At 72.4% G+C, this 17,765-nt stretch carries 15 protein-coding genes; 10 read left to right on the top strand and 5 right to left on the bottom strand.

Annotation, left to right across the window (positions count from 1 at the left end; all coding sequences use genetic code 11):
- Nucleotides 1–188: 188 nt before the first annotated feature.
- Both ACYQ8Q_RS02465 and ACYQ8Q_RS02460 read right to left on the bottom strand, forming a co-directional pair.
- A complete protein-coding gene (locus ACYQ8Q_RS02465; protein WP_460061382.1) occupies nt 189–992 on the bottom strand; it encodes a helix-turn-helix transcriptional regulator in 804 nt (267 codons plus the stop codon).
- An 18-nt stretch (nt 993–1,010) separates the two neighbouring features.
- A complete protein-coding gene (locus tag ACYQ8Q_RS02460; RefSeq protein WP_460061379.1) occupies nt 1,011–2,039 on the bottom strand; it encodes an SDR family oxidoreductase in 1,029 nt (342 codons plus the stop codon).
- Nucleotides 2,040–2,346: 307 nt separating this feature from the next.
- On the opposite strand from ACYQ8Q_RS02460, the gene ACYQ8Q_RS02455 reads away from it, so the two are divergent.
- On the top strand, nt 2,347–3,144 hold the full coding sequence (locus ACYQ8Q_RS02455; RefSeq protein WP_460073139.1) for an oxygenase MpaB family protein: 798 nt from the start codon (nt 2,347–2,349) through the stop codon (nt 3,142–3,144).
- Nucleotides 3,145–3,187: 43 nt separating this feature from the next.
- Here ACYQ8Q_RS02455 and ACYQ8Q_RS02450 read toward each other — a convergent pair whose 3' ends face one another.
- Nucleotides 3,188–4,021, bottom strand: a complete 834-nt coding sequence (locus ACYQ8Q_RS02450) for an NUDIX hydrolase (protein WP_460061377.1) — start codon at nt 4,019–4,021, stop codon at nt 3,188–3,190.
- Nucleotides 4,022–4,070: 49 nt separating this feature from the next.
- Here ACYQ8Q_RS02450 and ACYQ8Q_RS02445 point away from each other — a divergent pair, with 49 nt between their 5' ends.
- The 7 genes from ACYQ8Q_RS02445 (at nt 4,071) to ACYQ8Q_RS02415 (ending at nt 12,714) form a co-directional block, all read left to right on the top strand.
- Nucleotides 4,071–5,636, top strand: a complete 1,566-nt coding sequence (locus ACYQ8Q_RS02445; protein ID WP_460061375.1) for a phytoene desaturase family protein — start codon at nt 4,071–4,073, stop codon at nt 5,634–5,636.
- A 77-nt stretch (nt 5,637–5,713) separates the two neighbouring features.
- Nucleotides 5,714–6,823: an NAD(P)H-dependent flavin oxidoreductase gene (locus ACYQ8Q_RS02440; protein ID WP_460061373.1), complete on the top strand. Its 1,110-nt coding sequence runs from the start codon at nt 5,714–5,716 to the stop codon at nt 6,821–6,823.
- Entirely contained in the window at nt 6,820–8,379 is a 1,560-nt protein-coding gene (locus ACYQ8Q_RS02435; protein ID WP_460061371.1) for an acyl-CoA synthetase, read from the top strand. The genes ACYQ8Q_RS02440 and ACYQ8Q_RS02435 overlap by 4 nt, the downstream gene beginning before the upstream one ends.
- A gap of 52 nt (nt 8,380–8,431) precedes the next feature.
- The gene (locus ACYQ8Q_RS02430; protein WP_460061368.1) at nt 8,432–9,511 is read left to right on the top strand and encodes a sensor histidine kinase; all 1,080 of its coding nucleotides are present in this window, start codon (nt 8,432–8,434) and stop codon (nt 9,509–9,511) included.
- Nucleotides 9,508–10,155: a response regulator gene (locus tag ACYQ8Q_RS02425; RefSeq protein ID WP_460061366.1), complete on the top strand. Its 648-nt coding sequence runs from the start codon at nt 9,508–9,510 to the stop codon at nt 10,153–10,155. The genes ACYQ8Q_RS02430 and ACYQ8Q_RS02425 overlap by 4 nt, the downstream gene beginning before the upstream one ends.
- 117 nt (nt 10,156–10,272) lie before the next feature.
- Nucleotides 10,273–11,184: a hypothetical protein gene (locus ACYQ8Q_RS02420; RefSeq protein ID WP_460061364.1), complete on the top strand. Its 912-nt coding sequence runs from the start codon at nt 10,273–10,275 to the stop codon at nt 11,182–11,184.
- Between the two features lie 33 nt (nt 11,185–11,217).
- Entirely contained in the window at nt 11,218–12,714 is a 1,497-nt protein-coding gene (locus ACYQ8Q_RS02415) for an acyl-CoA synthetase (RefSeq protein ID WP_460061362.1), read from the top strand.
- Here ACYQ8Q_RS02415 and paaK read toward each other — a convergent pair.
- Nucleotides 12,709–14,010 carry a phenylacetate--CoA ligase PaaK gene (gene paaK, locus ACYQ8Q_RS02410; protein WP_460061360.1) on the bottom strand — a complete coding sequence of 434 codons (1,302 nt, stop codon included), beginning with the start codon at nt 14,008–14,010 and terminating at the stop codon, nt 12,709–12,711. The genes ACYQ8Q_RS02415 and paaK overlap by 6 nt on opposite strands.
- A gap of 97 nt (nt 14,011–14,107) precedes the next feature.
- Nucleotides 14,108–15,727 carry an acyl-CoA synthetase gene (locus tag ACYQ8Q_RS02405; RefSeq protein WP_460061359.1) on the bottom strand — a complete coding sequence of 540 codons (1,620 nt, stop codon included), beginning with the start codon at nt 15,725–15,727 and terminating at the stop codon, nt 14,108–14,110.
- A 177-nt stretch (nt 15,728–15,904) separates the two neighbouring features.
- Here ACYQ8Q_RS02405 and ACYQ8Q_RS02400 point away from each other — a divergent pair, with 177 nt between their 5' ends.
- Together ACYQ8Q_RS02400 and ACYQ8Q_RS02395 are read left to right on the top strand one after the other, a co-directional pair.
- The gene (locus ACYQ8Q_RS02400; RefSeq protein ID WP_460061357.1) at nt 15,905–16,705 is read left to right on the top strand and encodes a crotonase/enoyl-CoA hydratase family protein; all 801 of its coding nucleotides are present in this window, start codon (nt 15,905–15,907) and stop codon (nt 16,703–16,705) included.
- Nucleotides 16,706–16,819: 114 nt separating this feature from the next.
- On the top strand, nt 16,820–17,761 hold the full coding sequence (locus tag ACYQ8Q_RS02395) for a Zn-ribbon domain-containing OB-fold protein (protein ID WP_460061355.1): 942 nt from the start codon (nt 16,820–16,822) through the stop codon (nt 17,759–17,761).
- Nucleotides 17,762–17,765 lie beyond the last annotated feature (4 nt).

Genomic DNA, 17,765 nt, shown 5'->3' with positions numbered 1-17,765 from the left:
GGGCACCGTCGGCGTTCAGGTCGCCGACGGCGCCTTGGTCAGCGGGCGCAGACGTGGCCGGTGACGAGGGTGACGCCGTGTGTCTGGGTGCGTCCTGGCGACAGCGGTCCGCTTCTGGACGGGAGTGGGCTCCGCCGGACCGGAACCGGCGAGTCGGCCCAGCCCTGGCGTGCTGTCGGTGCCCGGGTTCAGAGGCTGGTGAGCAGTTGCAGGCGCTCGGCGCTGGGTGAGCCCTGGTCGGCGTGGTAGACGACGAGGAGCTGCTGTGCCTCTGGCCTGAGGAGCTTCTCGTAGCGCAGTTCCAGCTGCCCGACCAAGGGATGGTTGAACCGCGTGCAGCCGGTGGAGCGGCGGCGCACTTCCCGTCTGGCCCACAGTGTGCGGAAGCGTTCGCTGGCGACCGTCAGCTCGCCGATGGTCTCCAGGAGTTCGGGATCGGCGTCGTCGAGGCTGAGGGTCGCGCGAAGTCCGGAGACGGCTTTGGCGGTCACGTCGTCCCACTGGGGATAGAGGCTGCGCATCTCGGGCTCGAGGAACACGGCTCGCAGGGGGTTGCTCCCCACGGCGAAGAACGGACACAGGGCCACGGCCAGATGGTTGGCGGCGACGACGCGGCCGGCTGTCCCCTGGGCATAGGCGGGTGTGAGGGGCCAGCCGTCGAGCAGGGGCTGGAGGTCGGCCCGGCCCGTCCGGGAGCGGGGACGGCGTCGCCGGGCCGGGGGCGTGGGGTGGGCGAGGCGGTGCAGGTAGGCGACGGCGTCGTCGTCGAGTTGCAGCGCCGCCGCCAGGCTTTCGAGGATCTGGTCGGAGGGGTGCTGGTTGCGGCCCTGCTCCAGGCGCAGGTAGTACTCGGGGCTGATGCCGGCGAGGTGGGCGACCTCCTCCCGGCGCAGCCCCGGGACACGGCGGCGCTCTCCGGCGGGCAGCCCGGCCTCCTGGGGGCTGAGCTGTTCCCGCCGGGCCCGCAGGAAGTGGCCGAGGGTGTCCGCCATGTCATTCATCCTTCGACGTTAGTCGGCGAGCAGGCCGAGCCGGACCAGACTGCGTGCACTCGCGACAACGCTCTCCTCGTTCGAGCGCGGTGCCCAGCCCAGCTGCTCACGGGCCTTGGCGTTGCCGGCCCGGCGGACCACGCCCAGCTGCGGCACCGCCTCGCGCAGCCGCGGGCTGACCGTGGACAGCAGCCGCAGCATCCAGGCGGGGGCCGACCGGGTGGGGGCCTTCGCAGCCGCTTCGCCCAGCTGGGAGCGGAGGGCGAGCGCGATCTGCCCGAAGGAGATCGGCTCGCCGGCCAGGGCCAGATACCGCTGCCCGGCGGCAGCCGGCGAGGTCATCGCCTTGATGTGCAGGTCGGCGACGTCCCGGACGTCGACGGTGTTGGTCCAGATCGGCGGCGCGGCGCGCAGGGCGCCGGTGAGCATCGCGTGGATGATGCGGATCGAGCTGGAGTAGTCGGAACCGAGTACCGGACCGAAGATCCCGACCGGGTTGATGGTGGTGAGTTCCAGACCGTTGCCCTCGGCGGCGACGAAATCCCACGCCGCCCGCTCGGCGACGGTCTTCGACTTGACGTACGGGGTCACGCCGGGCCCGTCCAGGCTCGTCCAGTCGGCTTCCGTGAAGACCCGGTCCGTCGGTCCGTGACCGTAGCCGACCGCGGCGAACGACGACGTCAGGACCACCCGCCTGACGCCGGCGTCCCGCGCGGCGCGCAGCACCCGCAGCGTACCGTCGCGGGCCGGGGCAATCAGTTCGTTCTCGTCCTTCGGACGGGAGCCGGGGAACGGCGAAGCGATGTGCAGGACATGGTCGGCCCCCGCCGCGGCCCGGTCCCAGCCGGCGTCGGAGGCCAGGTCGGCCTCGACGTAGGAGACCCGCTCCCGCCCCGGCGCCTCAGCCACGGAGAGCATCTTCTCGACGTCGGGTTGCCGCTTCAGCGAGCGCAGCGTGGTCGTGACCTCGTGCCCCGACGCCAGGAGCCGCGCGATCGTGTGGGAGCCCAGGAAGCCGGTCCCACCGGTGACGAGTACGTGTGCCATGGCGACAGGATCACCGCGCGCGACCGCCCGGTTCCAGATCCTGCTGATACCGGTACTCGCAGGGACAGGCATGACGGCCGTGTCGGCGGGCCAGGAGGGAGCGAGTGACGTCGTGGTTGCGTCGTTGTCCCGAACGCTGTACCTGTGTGCCAGGAATCCCCGGCAGGTCGTTTCCCTGGCCTGCTGAAACCAGTTGGCAAAAGGGCGGGGCGACGTGGTGCACCGGAGACATCCAGCGGCTGTGGTCTCGCCTGCCGGTAGGACGGGTGACCCGGGGCTGTTCACTCCCTCGAGCGTGACCTGGCAGATGCACGGCGACCCCATGATGTGGGTCGCCGGCATCCGTGCCCTCTATCTCCAGGCCCTCCACCCCCGTGCCGTGCGCGGGGTCATGGAGAACTCCGACTTCCGGCGCGACGCCTGGGGCCGGCTCATGCGCACCGCGAACTTCGTCGGCACCACGACGTACGGCACCACGGAGGCCGCGGAGAAGGCGGGCGCCCGCGTCCGCAGGATCCACCGGCTGCTCTCGGCCACCGACCCCGGCACCGGCGAACGGTATCCGGTCGACGAACCCGCGCTGCTGCTGTGGGTGCACTGCGCCGAGATCGACTCCTATCTGCACGTCCTGCGCCGCTCCGGCTACCCGCTCACCGACGCCGCCGCCGACCGGTATGTCTCCGAACACCGGGTCAGCGCCCGGCTGGTGGGCCTCGACCCGCAGGACGTGCCCGCCGACCGCGCCGGGATGGACGCCTACTTCGACACGGTGCGGCCCGAACTCGCCGCCGGGGCCGACGCCCTGGCCGTGGACGACTTCCTGCGCAGCCCGCCCACGCACCCCCTGCTCGTCCCGGCGCGCGCCCTGCTGTGGCGGCGCGTGGCGCATCTCGCCTACGCCTCGCTGCCGCCGTACGCCCATGACCTGTACGGCAGACCGGCACCGCGCCCCGCCACCGTCACCCGGGAACTGCGCGCCATGGGCACCCTGTTGCGCTGCATCCCCGCCCACGTGCGCTGGCAGCTCCCGCCGAAGCACATCCTGCGCGCCATGGCGAGGCTGGGCCCACAGGCCCGTCCCGCACCGCACAAAGTCCCGCTGTAGACGGACACCCAGGACCGGGGGGACGGGCGGACTCCCGCGCGGCTCAGTCCCAGCCCAGCTCCGTGTACGGCCGCCCGGTCCGGATGCCGTCGATCGCCGCGCGCGCGTAGTCGACCATCGGCTCCGGGAGCGCGTCCAGGGGCCACCAGTCCCAGCTCAGGCATTTGTCCGGTTCCAGGAGCCGCGGTTCGCCGGCCCAGCGGCGGGCCCGGAACACCAGCTGGATGCGGGGCCGCCGCCGGAAGCCGTTGTCGACATGGACGGTGTGCACCAGCTCCACGTCCGCCGGGTCGATCTCCAGGCCGGCCTCCTCCCTGGCCTCCCGCACCAGACAGGTCACGGCCGACTCCTGTTCGCAGTGCCCGGCCAGGAAATGGTGGGTCCGGGGCGCGAAGGCGGCGTCCGGGTGGCGCAGCCCGAGCAGGACCTTCCCGTCCCGCTCCAGGTAGAGATGGACACCCAGGACGTGCGGGGCCTCCCGCCGCACGGGCACACTCGCGTCGCCCCGGTGCAGCGCGAGCACCTCGGCCGCCCACGGCGCCATGACGAGATGCCGTACGGTCGCCACGTCGAAGAAGGCGAACATGATGCCCTCGCCGACCGGGATCCGCGACGGGTCGCCGTCCCAACGGCCCAGGAAGACCGTGGTGTCGTTGGTGACCGTGAACCGGGTCAGCCCCTCGATCACCAGTCCGGTCTCCTCCAGCAGCTCCCGCGCGACCGCCTCCTCCGGCGTCTCGTCCCCCTCCCGCGCCCCGCCCGGCAGCGACCAGGCGCCCGGATCCCAGATCGCCTTGTACGCGTCCCGCAGATGCAGCAGGTACTGTCCCCGCTCGTTGACCAGGAGTGCGGCCGTCTGGCTCGGCTCGGTGTCCATGGGATCCCCCCTCGTATCCAACCCGCCGTAGATCGTGTTACGAAGAACCATGCCTGCTCACGAGGGACACCACACCTACGACGCCGTAGTCGTCGGCGGCGGACACAACGGCCTGGTCGCCGCCGCCTACCTGGCCCGGGCCGGACGGTCCGTGCTGGTGCTGGAACGGCTCGGGGACACCGGCGGCGCCGCCGTCTCCACCCGCCCGTTCACCGGTGTCGACGCCCGCCTCTCGCGCTACTCCTACCTGGTCAGCCTGCTCCCGCGGAAGATCGTGGACGACCTCGGGCTGCGCTTCCGCGTCCAGGGGCGCACGATCTCCTCGTACACCCCCGTCGAGCGCGGCGGACGCCCCACGGGCCTCCTCGTGGGCGGGGGAGAGGAGCGCACCCGGGAGGCCTTCGCCCGGCTGACGGGCGGCGAGCGCGAGTACGCGTCCTGGCAGCGGTTCTACGGCATGACCGGGCGCGTCGCCCGGCGGGTCTTCCCCACGCTCACCGAACCCCTGCCCAGCCGGGAGGAGCTGCGCCGCCGCATCGACGACGAGGACGCCTGGCGCACGCTGTTCGAGGAGCCGATCGGGGCCGCCGTCGAGGCGAACTTCAGCGACGACCTCGTGCGCGGTGTGGTCCTCACCGACGCCCTCATCGGCACCTTCGCCGACGCCCACGACCCCTCCCTCAGGCAGAACCGCTGCTTCCTCTACCACGTCATCGGCGGTGGCACCGGCGCCTGGGACGTGCCCGTCGGCGGCATGGGCGCCCTCACCGACGCGCTCGCCGCCGCCGCGCGCGACGCGGGAGCCGTCCTCGCCACGGGCCATGAGGCGGTCCGCATCGCCACCGACGGCCACAGCGCCGAGGTCACCTGGCGCACCGCCGACGGCGAGGGCGTCACCACCGCCCGGCACGTCCTGGTGGGCGCCTCCCCGCAGGCCCTCGCCGCGCTCACCGGCGACGCGCCGCCGGCCCCCGCCGAGGGCGCCCAGCTCAAGGTGAACATGCTGCTCAAGCGGCTGCCCCGGCTGCGGGACGGCTCGGTCGACCCGCGCGAGGCGTTCGCCGGCACCTTCCACATCGCCGAGGGCTACGAGCAGCTCGCCACCGCCCACGCCCAGGCCGCCGCCGGTGAACCGCCCGCCGCCCCGCCGTCCGAGATCTACTGCCACTCGCTGACCGACCCGTCGATCCTCGGCCCCGACCTCGTCGCACAGGGCTACCAGACCCTGACCCTGTTCGGGCTGCACACCCCCGCCCGGCTCTTCGCCCGCGACAACGACGGTGTGCGCGACGCACTCCTCGAGGCGACCCTCGCCCAGCTCGACGCCCACCTCGCGGAGCCCCTGGCCGACTGCCTCGCGGTCGACGCCGACGGTCGCCCCTGCATCGAGGCGAAGACCCCGCTCGACCTGGAACGCGACCTCGGGCTGCCCGGCGGCAACATCTTCCACCGTGACCTGTCCTGGCCGTACGCGGACGAGGGCACCGGCCGCTGGGGCGTGGAGACCCCGCACGCCAACGTCCTGCTGTGCGGGGCGGGCGCGGTCCGCGGGGGAGGGGTGAGCGGGGTGCCGGGGCACAACGCGGCGATGGCGGTCCTGGAGGCCGACCGGTAGAGCCCGCCGCCGAGGAAATCTGACGGTCTATCAGAAAACCTCTTCCGTCGGCCGGTCCGCTGCGGCATCCTGCGCCCATGCAGACGGAGCTGAGCAATCACCTGGGAGTCGAGCACGCCGTCTTCGGCTTCACGCCGTTCCCCGCCGTCGCCGCGGCCATCAGCCGCGCGGGCGGCTTCGGCGTGCTCGGCGCGGTCCGCTACACCGCCCCCGACGACCTCAAACGCGACCTCGACTGGATCGAGGCGCACGTCGACGGACGGCCGTACGGGCTCGACGTCGTCATGCCCGCCAAGAAGGTCGAAGGCGTCACGGAGGCCGATGTCGAGGCGATGATCCCCGAAGGGCACCGGCAGTTCGTGCGGGACACCCTCGCCAAGTACGGCGTCCCGGAGCTGGCCGAGGGCGAGGCCTCCGGCTGGCGGATCACCGGCTGGATGGAGCAGGTGGCCCGCAGCCAGCTCGACGTCGCCTTCGACTACCCGATCCGGCTGCTCGCCAACGCCCTCGGCTCCCCGCCCGCCGACGTCGTCGCCCGCGCCCACGAGCGCGGCGTGCTGGTCGCCGCGCTCGCCGGGAGCGCCCGGCACGCCCGCAAGCACCAGGAGGCGGGCATCGACATCGTCGTCGCCCAGGGGTACGAGGCCGGCGGGCACACCGGGGACATCGCCTCGATGATCCTCACCCCGGAGATCGTGGACGCCGTCGACCCGCTGCCCGTCCTCGCGGCCGGCGGCATCGGCAGCGGACGGCAGATCGCCGCCGCCCTCGCGCTCGGCGCCCAGGGCGTGTGGCTCGGCTCCCTCTGGCTGACCACCGCCGAGGCCGACCTGCACTCGCCCGCCCTCACCCGCAAGCTCCTCGCGGCCGGCTCCGGCGACACGGTGCGCTCCCGCGCCCTCACCGGCAAACCCGCCCGCCAGCTCCGCACCGAGTGGACCGACGCCTGGGACGACCCGCACGGCCCCGGCACCCTCCCCATGCCCCTGCAGGGCCTGCTCGTCGCCGAGGCGGTCTCCCGCATCCAGAAGTACGAGGTCGACCCGCTGCTCGGCACCCCCGTCGGGCAGATCGTCGGCCGGATGAACGAGGTCCGCCCGGTCCAGGCGGTCTTCGACGACCTCACCCGCGGCTTCGAGCAGGCCGTGGACCGCGTCAACCGCATCGCCGGAAGGAGCGGACAGTGACCGGCACGAGCACACCCCCCGCGGGCTTCTGGGCCCAGGCGACCGCCGACCCCGACCGTACGGCCCTGATCGCGCCGGACGGCGAGGAGTGGACCGCCGGACGGCTGCACGCCGCCGCGAACCGGCTGGTGCACGGACTGCGCGCGGCCGGCATGGAACGCGGCGACGCCTTCGCCGTCGTCCTTCCCAACTCCGCCGAGTTCTTCACCGCCTACCTCGCCGCCACCCAGGCCGGCTTCTACCTCGTCCCCGTCAACCACCACCTCGTCGGCCCCGAGATCGCGTGGATCGTCGCCGACTCCGGCGCCAAGGTCCTCATCGCCCACGAGCGCTTCGCCGAGCAGTCCCGCCGCGCCGCCGACGAGGCCGGCCTGCCCGCCAGCCACCGGTACGGCGTCGGGGCGGCCGAGGGCTTCCGGCCGTACGCCGAACTCCTCGACGGACAACCGGAGTCGGCCCCCACCGGCCGCACCCTCGGCTGGGTCATGAACTACACGTCCGGTACGACCGGCCGCCCGCGCGGCATACGGCGCCCGCTGCCCGGCAAGCTCCCCGAGGAGGCGTATCTCGGCGGCTTCCTCGGCTTCTTCGGCGTCCGGCCGTTCGACGACAACGTCCATCTGGTCTGCTCACCGCTCTACCACACGGCCGTCCTGCAGTTCGCCGGCTCGTCCCTGCACATCGGCCACCGCCTGGTCCTCATGGACAAGTGGACCCCCGAGGAGATGCTCCGCCTGATCGACGCCCACCACTGCACCCACACCCACATGGTCCCCACCCAGTTCCACCGGCTGCTCGCCCTCCCCGAGGCCACCCGGCAGGCGTACGACGTCTCGTCCATGCGGCATGCCATCCACGGTGCCGCGCCCTGCCCGGACCACGTCAAGCGGGCGATGATCGACTGGTGGGGCGAGTGCGTGGAGGAGTACTACGCGGCCAGCGAGGGCGGCGGCGCCTTCGCCACCGCCGAGGACTGGCTGAAGAAGCCCGGCACGGTCGGCAGGGCCTGGCCCATCAGCGAACTGGCCGTCTTCGACGACGACGGCAACCGGCTGCCGCCCGGTGAACTCGGCACGGTCTACATGAAGATGAGCACCGGGGGCTTCGCCTACCACAAGGACGAGGCGAAGACGCGGAAGAACCGCATCGGCGACTTCTTCACCGTCGGCGACCTGGGCGTCCTCGACGAGGAGGGCTATCTCTTCCTCCGCGACCGCAAGATCGACCTGATCATCTCCGGCGGCGTCAACATCTACCCCGCCGAGATCGAGTCCGCGCTGCTCGCCCACCCGGCGGTCGCCGACGCCGCCGCCTTCGGCATCCCGCACGACGACTGGGGTGAGGAGGTCAAGGCGGTCGTCGAACCGGCCCCGGGCCAGGAACCCGGTCCCGACCTCGCCGCCGCCCTCCTGGCCCACTGCGCCGACCGCCTCGCCGGCTACAAGCGCCCCAAGTCCGTCGACTTCGTCACCGAGATGCCCCGCGACCCGAACGGCAAGCTCTACAAGCGCCGTCTGAGGGAGCCCTACTGGGAGGGCCGCACCCGGCCGGTGTGACACCGGGACCTGTGATACTGAGACCCTGTCAGATACGACGGGGGAGTGGGCCGTGCGACTTCCGCAGCGGGTGGGCGAGTTCGGGCCGGCCGTCGTCATGCTCGCCGCCATGACGGCCGTACGGCTCGGTCCGCGCCCGGAGGACGAGGGCCCCCTGTGGGCCGCCTTCGCGCTCGCCCTCGTCATCGCCGGCGGACTGGCGGTGCGCCGCCGACTGCCGCTGACCGCCTACGGGGTCGGCACGGTGGGGCTCGGCGCCGAGGCACTGTGGGTGGGGCCGGGCCCGCTGACACCGGTGGCGAACCTCATCGGCGTGTACTACGTCGGCCTGTGCGCCACCCCGTCGAGGGCCCGACTCGGCGCGCTGCTCGTCCTGCCCGGGGTGCTGGCCTGGTTCGCGCCCGAGGACGGGCCGGCCTCGGTGCCGGTCGCCGTCGTCTTCGTGTGGCTGCTGGTGTGGGCGGCCGGGTACGGCACCGCGCGCCGGGGCCGGGAGGCGGAGGAGCGCAGGGCGGACCGGCGCCGGGAGGACGTGCTCGCCGAGCGGGTGCGGATCGCCCGCGAACTGCACGACGTCGTCGGGCACTCCGTGAACGCCATGCTGGTGCAGGCGGGCGCCGCCCGGGTGGTGCTCGACATCCGGCCCGACCGCACCCGTGAGCTGCTGGCGGGTGTCGAGCGCACCGGCCGGGACGCCCTCACCGAACTCGACCGGCTGCTCGGCGTCCTGCGCGCCGAGGAGGATCCCGGCGACCGGGACGATCCCCTCGGCCTCGGCCGGCTGGTGCGGCCGCTGGCCGACGCGGGCATGGAGGTCCGGCTGGACATCGCGCCCGAGGCCCGTGAACTGCCCCCGCAGCTGCGGACGTCGGTCCACCGGATCGTCCAGGAAGCCCTCACCAACGCGCTCCGGCACGGTCGCGCCCGCACCGCCGAGGTCACCGTCGGCAGCCGGGACGACACCCTGCTGGTACGGATCGCCGACGGGGGCGAGGGACCCGCCCCGCACTACCGTCCCGGTCGCGGCCTGCGCGGCATCGGCGAGCGCGCCGCCGCCCTCGGCGGCAAGGTCGAGCACGGGCCGGGCGACGACGGCGGGTTCACCCTGAGCGTCGGGGTGCCGCTGCCGTGAACCCGACCCTGCGGGTGCTGCTCGCCGACGACGACCCCCTGCTGCGCACCGGTGTCGCCGTGGTCCTCGAAGCCGCCGGCATCGAGGTCGTCGGCGAGGCGGGCGACGGCGTACGGGCGGTGGAGCTGTGCCGCGAACTGGCGCCGGACCTCGTCCTGATGGACGTCCGTATGCCCGGCCACGACGGCATCGAGGCCACCGCACGCATCGTCGACGCCGGACTCACCACCCGTGTCCTCGTCCTGACCACGTTCCCCGACGACGAGTACGTGTGGCGGGCGCTGCGCGCGGGAGCCCACGGCTTCCTGCTCAAACGCGCCGCGCCGGAACGGCTCGTGGACGCCGTCCGCACCGTCGCCGCCGGACACACCCTGCTGGACCCGCTGGTCACCCGGCCCCTCGTGGACCGTCTGGTCACCGGGCGCGGCGGCACCCCGGACGACGCCCGGCTGCGCCATCTCACCTCCCGCGAGACGGAGATCCTGCGTCTGGTCGCCGAGGGGCTGACCAACGCCGAACTCGCCGACCGCCTCGGCATCGCCGAATCGACGGTGAAGACCCACGTCAAACGCATCCTGCACAAGATCGGCGCCCGTGACCGCGCCGGTGCCGTGGCCATCGCCCACCGCTCCGGGCTCGTCTGACACGTACCCCCGTGGGGGTACCCCGGCGGGGGGACGCCCCGGGCCGGACACCGTCCTACCGTCGCTTCCGTCGGTATGCGGACGGCGGGACGACGGGGCGGGACGGCGGGGGTGCGCATGAACGTGCTGGGCGGGTGCGCGAGCGAGGTGTGGCGGGCCGTGCGGCCGGTCGACCGCTACCAGCGGCTGCTGTGGTGGTGCGGGACGGCGATGCTGGTGTCCGGCACGGTGCACGGCGTGGTCGCGCTCGTCGACTTCGCGCCCTGGTGGGGGCCGGTGTCCTGGCGCAAGCCGGTGGTGTTCGGGGTGTCCTTCGGGCTGATGGCCTGGGCCGTGGTCTGGATCCTGCGCCGGCTCGCCGTCCGCTGGTGGATCCGGGCGGGCGCGGGCCTGGTCGTCCTCACCTCGGTGGCCGAGGCCGCGCTGATCACCGCCCAGCGCTGGCGCGGCACCGCCTCCCACTTCAACCAGGCCACCGGCACCGACGCCGCCGTCTGGAGCGTGATCGGCAGCCTCGTCCTGCTGCTGGTCCTCGGGGTGGTGGTGCTGTGGGTGGCCGCGCTCGTCCGGTTCGAGGGACGTCCCGCGTCCCGGGTCGCGGTGCTCGTGGGGCTGACCGGTGTGCTGGCGGCCGGCGCCATCGGGCAGAAGATGGCCGCCCTCGGCGAGCAGGTGTTCGACGAGACGGGGCACGTCCCGTACGAGCTGGTCTTCGGGGCCGCGGGCAGCGCCAAGCTGGCCCACGCCGTCGGCCTGCACGGGCTGCAACTCCTCGCCGTGCTCGCGATCCTGTGCGAGGCCGGCCGGCTCGGCGACCGTGCGGCCGGCCTCGTGACGGGCGTCGCGGCCCTCGGCTACGCCGCCGCCTTCACCGCGATCACCGTCACGGCCTACGACGGACGCGCCCCCCTCCACCCCTCCGCCCCCATGGCGGTGCTGCTCGTGGCCGGGCTCCTCACCACGGCGGCGGCCGCGCTCGTCACGTTGGTCCAGGCCGCCGCTGAACGCGGAGCCCGGTCCCGCACTTGACCTGTCCCGGTGGCACGCAGAGGATCATGTGCCATGACGTCCGGACACGGCAGCACGGTCGACGGGGTGCTGCGGCGCAGCGCCCACCGCACCCCGGCACGCGTCGCGGTGGAGTACCGCGACCGCACCTGGACCTACCAGGAGCTCGACGACGCGGTCTCGCGCGCGGCGGCCGTCCTGCTCGGCGAAGGGCTCGAACGGGGCGACCGGGTCGGTGCCTACGGCCACAACTCCGACGCCTACCTCATCGCCTTCCTCGCCTGCGCCCGCGCCGGCCTGGTGCACGTGCCCGTGAACCAGAACCTGACCGGGGACGACCTCGCGTACATCGTCGAGCAGTCGGGCAGCGCCCTGGTCCTGGCCGATCCCGATCTGCGGGAGCGGCTCCCGGAGGGCGTACGGACGGTGCCCCTGCGGGACGCCGACGACTCGCTCCTGGCCCGGCTGGCGGGCACCGAGCCGTACGACGGGCCCGAGCCGCGCACCGAGGACCTGGTCCAGCTGCTGTACACCTCCGGCACGACCGCCCTGCCCAAGGGCGCGATGATGACCCACCGGGCGCTGGTGCACGAGTACCTCAGCGCGATCACCGCCCTCGACCTCAGCGCCGGCGACCGGCCCGGGCACTCCCTGCCGCTGTACCACTCCGCGCAGATGCATGTGTTCCTGATGCCGTACCTCGCGGTCGGCGCCACGAACCTCGTCCTCGACGCCCCCGACGGCGACCGGCTCTTCGACCTGATCGAGGCGGACCGGGTCGACAGCCTCTTCGCACCGCCCACCGTCTGGATCGGCCTCGCGGGCCGCCCCGACTTCGCCACCCGCGATCTGAGCGGGCTGCGCAAGGCCTACTACGGGGCGTCGATCATGCCGGTGCCCGTCCTGGAACGGCTGCGGGAACGCCTGCCGAAGCTCGGCTTCTACAACTGCTTCGGGCAGAGCGAGATCGGCCCGCTCGCCACCGTCCTTGCCCCGGACGAGCACAAGGGCCGGATGGACTCCTGCGGGCGCACGGTCCTGTTCGTGGACGCCCGGGTCGTGGACGAGAACGGCGACGAGGTCCCCGACGGCACGCCCGGCGAGATCGTCTACCGCTCCCCGCAGCTGTGCGAGGGCTACTGGGAGAAGCCCGAGGAGACCGCCGAGGCCTTCCGGGACGGCTGGTTCCGCTCCGGGGACCTCGCCGTGCGGGACGCCCACGGGTATTTCACGATCGTCGACCGGGTGAAGGACGTCATCAACTCCGGTGGTGTCCTCGTCGCCTCCCGGCAGGTCGAGGACGCCCTCTACACCCATGACGCGGTCGCCGAGGTCGCGGTGATCGGCCTGCCCCACGAGAAGTGGATCGAGGCGGTCACCGCGGTGGTCGTCCCGCGCGGCGAGGTCACGGAGGACGAACTCCTCGAGCACGCCCGGGAGAAGCTCGCCTCCTTCAAGGCCCCGAAGCGGGTGGTGTTCGTGGAGGAGCTGCCGCGCAACGCCAGCGGGAAGATCCTGAAGCGGGAGCTGCGGGACCGGTTCGGGTCATGAGTCCTTCGGGCGCTCGTCCACGATCCGCCGGATCTTCCCCACGGACCGTTCCAGCGACTCCGGTTCGACGATCTCCACGGCCACCGACACCCCGATGCCGTCCTTGACGGCCGCCGCGATGGCGAGCGCGGCGCTGTCGCGGTCCGCGGGTCCGGTGCCGGGACGGGCCTCCGCCCGCACCGTCAGCGCGTCGAGGCGGCCCTCGCGGGTCAGCCGGAGCTGGAAGTGGGGCGCGACGCCCGGGGTGCGCAGCACGATCTCCTCGATCTGTGTCGGGAACAGGTTCACCCCGCGCAGAATGACCATGTCGTCGCTGCGGCCGGTGACCTTCTCCATCCGCCGGAACACCCGGGCCGTGCCCGGCAGCAGCCGGGTCAGGTCCCGGGTCCGGTAGCGGATCACCGGCATCGCCTCCTTGGTGAGGGAGGTGAACACCAGTTCGCCCTCCTCGCCCTCCGGCAGGACCTCACCCGTGATCGGGTCGACGACCTCCGGGAAGAAGTGGTCCTCCCAGATGTGCAGCCCGTCCTTGGTCTCCACGCACTCCTGCGCCACCCCCGGACCGATCACCTCCGACAGTCCGTATATGTCGACCGCGTCGATCGCGAGCCGCTCCTCGATCTCCCGCCGCATCCCCTCCGTCCAGGGCTCGGCGCCGAAGATCCCCACCCGCAGCGAGGTGGACCGCGGGTCGACGCCCTGCCGCTCGAACTCGTCCAGCAGGGTCAGCATGTACGACGGGGTCACCATGATGATCCGGGGCTCCAGATCCTGGATCAGCCGGACCTGACGGGAGGTCATCCCGCCGGACGCGGGGATCACCGTACAGCCGAGGCGTTCGGCGCCGTAGTGTGCGCCGAGCCCGCCGGTGAACAGGCCGTAGCCGTACGCCACATGCACCGTGTCGCCCGGACGGCCGCCCGCGGCGCGGATCGAACGGGCCACCATGTCCGACCAGAGGGACAGATCGCCGTCCGTGTACCCGACGACCGTGGGGCGGCCCGTCGTGCCGCTGGAGGCGTGGATACGGCGGACCCGCTCGCGCGGGACGGCGAACATCCCGTACGGGTACTGGGCCCGCAGGTCCTCCTTCACGGTGAACGGGAAGCGGGCCAGATCGGCGAGGCTCCGGCAGTCGTCCGGGTGGACGCCCGCCTTGTCGAAGGACTCCCGGTAGAAGGGCACCCGCGCGTAGGCGTGCCGCAGGGTGGCCCGCAGCCGCTCCAGCTGCACCGCCCGCAGGCCGGCCGCGTCGAGACGCTCACCCTCGTCCAGCAGGTCCCTCGTGTCCGTCATGGGAGCCCTTCCTCGCCAAACCGCCTCAAACCTGCCGATCCGGGCGACCGATCATTCGGTCGATCCGCTGTGGATCAGTAATCCAGGTCGAGGCGCGTCAGGCAAGGGGCTGACCCGGGATTTCCGCCGCCGCCACCTCCCGGGCCCAGCGGTAGTCCGCCTTCCCGCTGGGGGAGCGCCGGATGGTGTCGGCGATCACCAGCTGGCGGGGGATCTTGTAGCCCGCGAGGCGGGTCCGGCAGTGGGTCTGGATCTCCTCCAGGGAGGGACGCGGAGCCCCGGTGCGCACCTGTACCACCGCCGCCACATGATTGCCCCAGGTCGCGTCCGGCACCCCGGCCACCAGGGCGTCGTACACGTCCGGATGGGACTTCAGCGCCTGCTCGACCTCCTCGGGGTACACCTTCTCGCCGCCGGTGTTGATGCACTGGGAGCCGCGGCCCAGGACGACGACCACTCCGTTCTCGTCGACGGTGGCCATGTCGCCCAGCAGCACCCAGCGCTCGCCGTCCTTCTCGAAGAACGTCTCGGCTGTTTTCACCGGGTCGTTGTAGTAGCCGAGCGGGACGTGACCGTGCTGGGCGACCCGGCCGACCTCGCCCGGGGCGATCGGCCCATGGGTCACCGGATCGACCACCCGGGTACGGGAGTTGACCCGGATGCGGAAGCCACGCTCGGGGCCGGAGTCCTCGGTCGCGGTGCCGTTGAAGCCGGACTCGGAGGACCCGAAGTTGTTCAGCAGCATCGCGTTCGGCAGCAGCGCCCGGAACTGGCCGCGGACGGTGTCCGACATGATCGCGCCGGAGGAGGACACACTGAACACCGAGGAGCAGTCGGTGCCCTTCATCGGCCCCTCCAGCGCGTCGATCAGCGGACGCAGCATGGCGTCCCCGACCAGGGAGATCGCGTTGACCCGCTCCCTGGCGATGGTCCGCAGCACCTCCTCGGGCACGAACTTGCGGTGCAGGACCACCCGTTGGCCGAAGTTGAAGCCGATGAAGGCGGTGAGGGTGGACGTGCCGTGCATCAGCGGGGGAGTGGGGAAGAAGGTGATCCCCGAGCCGCCCGCCGCGACCCGCTCGGCGAGCTCCTCCGGCTTCTTCACCGGCTCCCCGGTCGGCGCCCCGCCGCCCAGCCCCGAGAAGAACAGGTCCTCCTGACGCCACATCACGCCCTTGGGCATGCCCGTGGTGCCGCCGGTGTAGATGATGAACTGGTCGTCGCCCGAGCGGTCCGGGAAGCCGCGCTCCGGTGACCCGGCCGCCTCGGCGTCCGCGAACGCGGTGACCCCCTCGCCGGCGGGGCCGACACACACCAGGTGCCGCAGCGCCGGGGCCTGTGGCAGCGCGGCCGCCACCCGCTCCGTGAACTCCGCGTCGAAGACCAGCCCGACCAGATCGGCGTCCCGGTAGAGATAGACCAACTCATCTTCGACGTAACGGTAGTTGACGTTCACCGGCACGATCCGCGCTTTCAGGCAGCCCAGCACCGTCTGGAGGTACTCGACCCCGTTGTACAGATGCAGGCCGACGTGTTCCCCCGGGCGGATCCCGCTCTCCAGGAGATGGTGGCCGATCCGGTTGGCCGCCGCGTCCAGCTCCGCGTAGGTCAGCCGGCGCTCGGCGCCGGTGCCCGGATGGTCGACGTACACGAGCGCCTCGCGGTCCGCCGCCACGTCGACGACCGACTCGAACAGGTCGGCAAGGTTGTACTCCACCGCTCCTCCTGACCCTGGGCGCCCCGGCTCCTGCAACGGTTCGCCGGTCATCAGAGCAAAGGGCGCGGCAACTGGGAAGGGTCCTCACCAAGAAATCTGACTGAGTGTCAGAAAACCCTTGAAGTGCCTTCACGCCTCCTGCAACCTGTTCTCGTTCTTTCCGAGGGGAGAAGTGCGATGGGCGGAACCGAACACCTCACCGTGCGGCGCGAAGGCGCCACACTCGTGCTCACGCTCAACCGGCCGGAGGCCAAGAACGCGCTCTCGATCGGCATGCTGGTCGGTCTGTACGACGGCTGGCTCGAGGCCGACGAGGACGACGCGGTCCGCTCGGTCGTCCTCACCGGGGCGGGCGGCAGCTTCTGTGCCGGGATGGACCTCAAGGCCCTGGCCGGAAGAGGCATGGAGGGGGAACAGCACCGCGACCGGCTCAAGGCCGACCCCGACCTGCACTGGAAGGCCATGCTGCGCCACCACCGGCCGCGCAAACCGGTGATCGCCGCCGTGGAGGGGTACTGCGTGGCGGGCGGCACCGAGATGCTCCAGGGCACCGACATCCGCGTCGCCGGCGCGTCCGCCACGTTCGGTCTCTTCGAGGTGAAGCGCGGCCTGTTCCCGATCGGCGGCTCCACGGTCCGGCTGCAACGGCAGATCCCGCGCACCCACGCCCTGGAGATGCTGCTCACCGGACGGCCGTACAGCGCACGGGAGGCCGCGGACGTAGGTCTGATCGGCCATGTCGTCCCGGACGGCACGGCCCTCGACAAGGCCCTGGAGATCGCCGAACTGATCAACGGCTGCGGGCCGTTGGCGGTGGAGGCCGTCAAGGCGTCGGTGTACGAGTCCGCCGAGATGACCGAGACGGAGGGGCTGGCGGCCGAGTTGAAGCGGGGGTGGCCGGTGTTCGACACCGCCGACGCGAAGGAGGGTGCCCGTGCGTTCGCGGAGAAGCGGGCGCCTGTTTACAAGCGTGCGTAGTGCTCCGCAGGAAGGGCCGTTCGAAGGCTGCGGGCCGGAAGTGGCTGGTCGCGCAGTTCCCCGCGCCCCTTCCAGGGGCGCCCTGCGCCGACCTCATTGAAGGAGGCACCCGCTATGCCCGAAGTCCTCAAAGCCCCCCTCGTCGTCGAGTTCCCCTTCACCCGCTCCCTCGGGCCCGTGCAGAGCGCCTTTCTGACCGGGCTGCGCGAGCGGGTCGTCCTCGGGGTCGCCACCACCGACGGGCGCACCCTCGTCCCACCCGTCGAATACGACCCCGTCACCGCCGAGGAGCTCCGGGACCTCGTCGAGGTCGCGCCCACCGGAACGGTCACCACCTGGGCCTGGAACCACGAGCCGCGCCGCGGACAGCCGCTCGCCACCCCCTTCGCCTGGGTCCTGGTCCGGCTCGACGGCGCCGACACCGCCCTGCTGCACGCCCTCGACGCCCCCGGCCCGGACGCCGTGCACTCCGGAATGCGGGTACGGATCCGCTGGTCCGAGGAGCGCACCGGCGCCATCACCGACATCGCCTGCTTCGAGCCGTACGACGGGGAGCCGGTCCCACCCGGCCGCAGCGACGGCACGTTCGAGGACCAGGTCGCCGGGATCGTCGCCCACGCCCGGCTCGACTACACCTACTCGCCCGGCCGGGCCCAGTCCGCCTACATCGCCGCCCTCTCCGGCCGGCGGACCGTCGGCGAGCGCTGCCCCTCCTGCCGCAAGGTCTACGTCCCTCCGCGCGGCGCCTGCCCCACCTGCGGCGTCGCCACCGCCGAACAGGTCGAGGTCGGCCCGGCCGGCACCGTCACCACCTTCTGCATCGTCAACATCAAGGCGAAGAACCTCGACATCGAGGTCCCCTACGTCTACGCCCACATCGCCCTCGACGGAGCCGACCTCGCGCTGCACGGACGCATCGGCGGGATCCCGTACGACCAGGTGCGGATGGGCCTCAGGGTCGAACCGGTGTGGACGGACGGCGGCCGCTACCCCGACCACTACCGGCCCACCGGCGAGCCCGACGCGGACTACGAGACGTACAAGGAGCTGCTGTGACCCG

Source organism: Streptomyces sp. YKOK-I1, assembly GCF_054660435.1.
The sequence above is the reverse complement of the archived record's forward strand: the minus strand, read 5'-3'. Positions and strand labels throughout refer to the sequence as shown.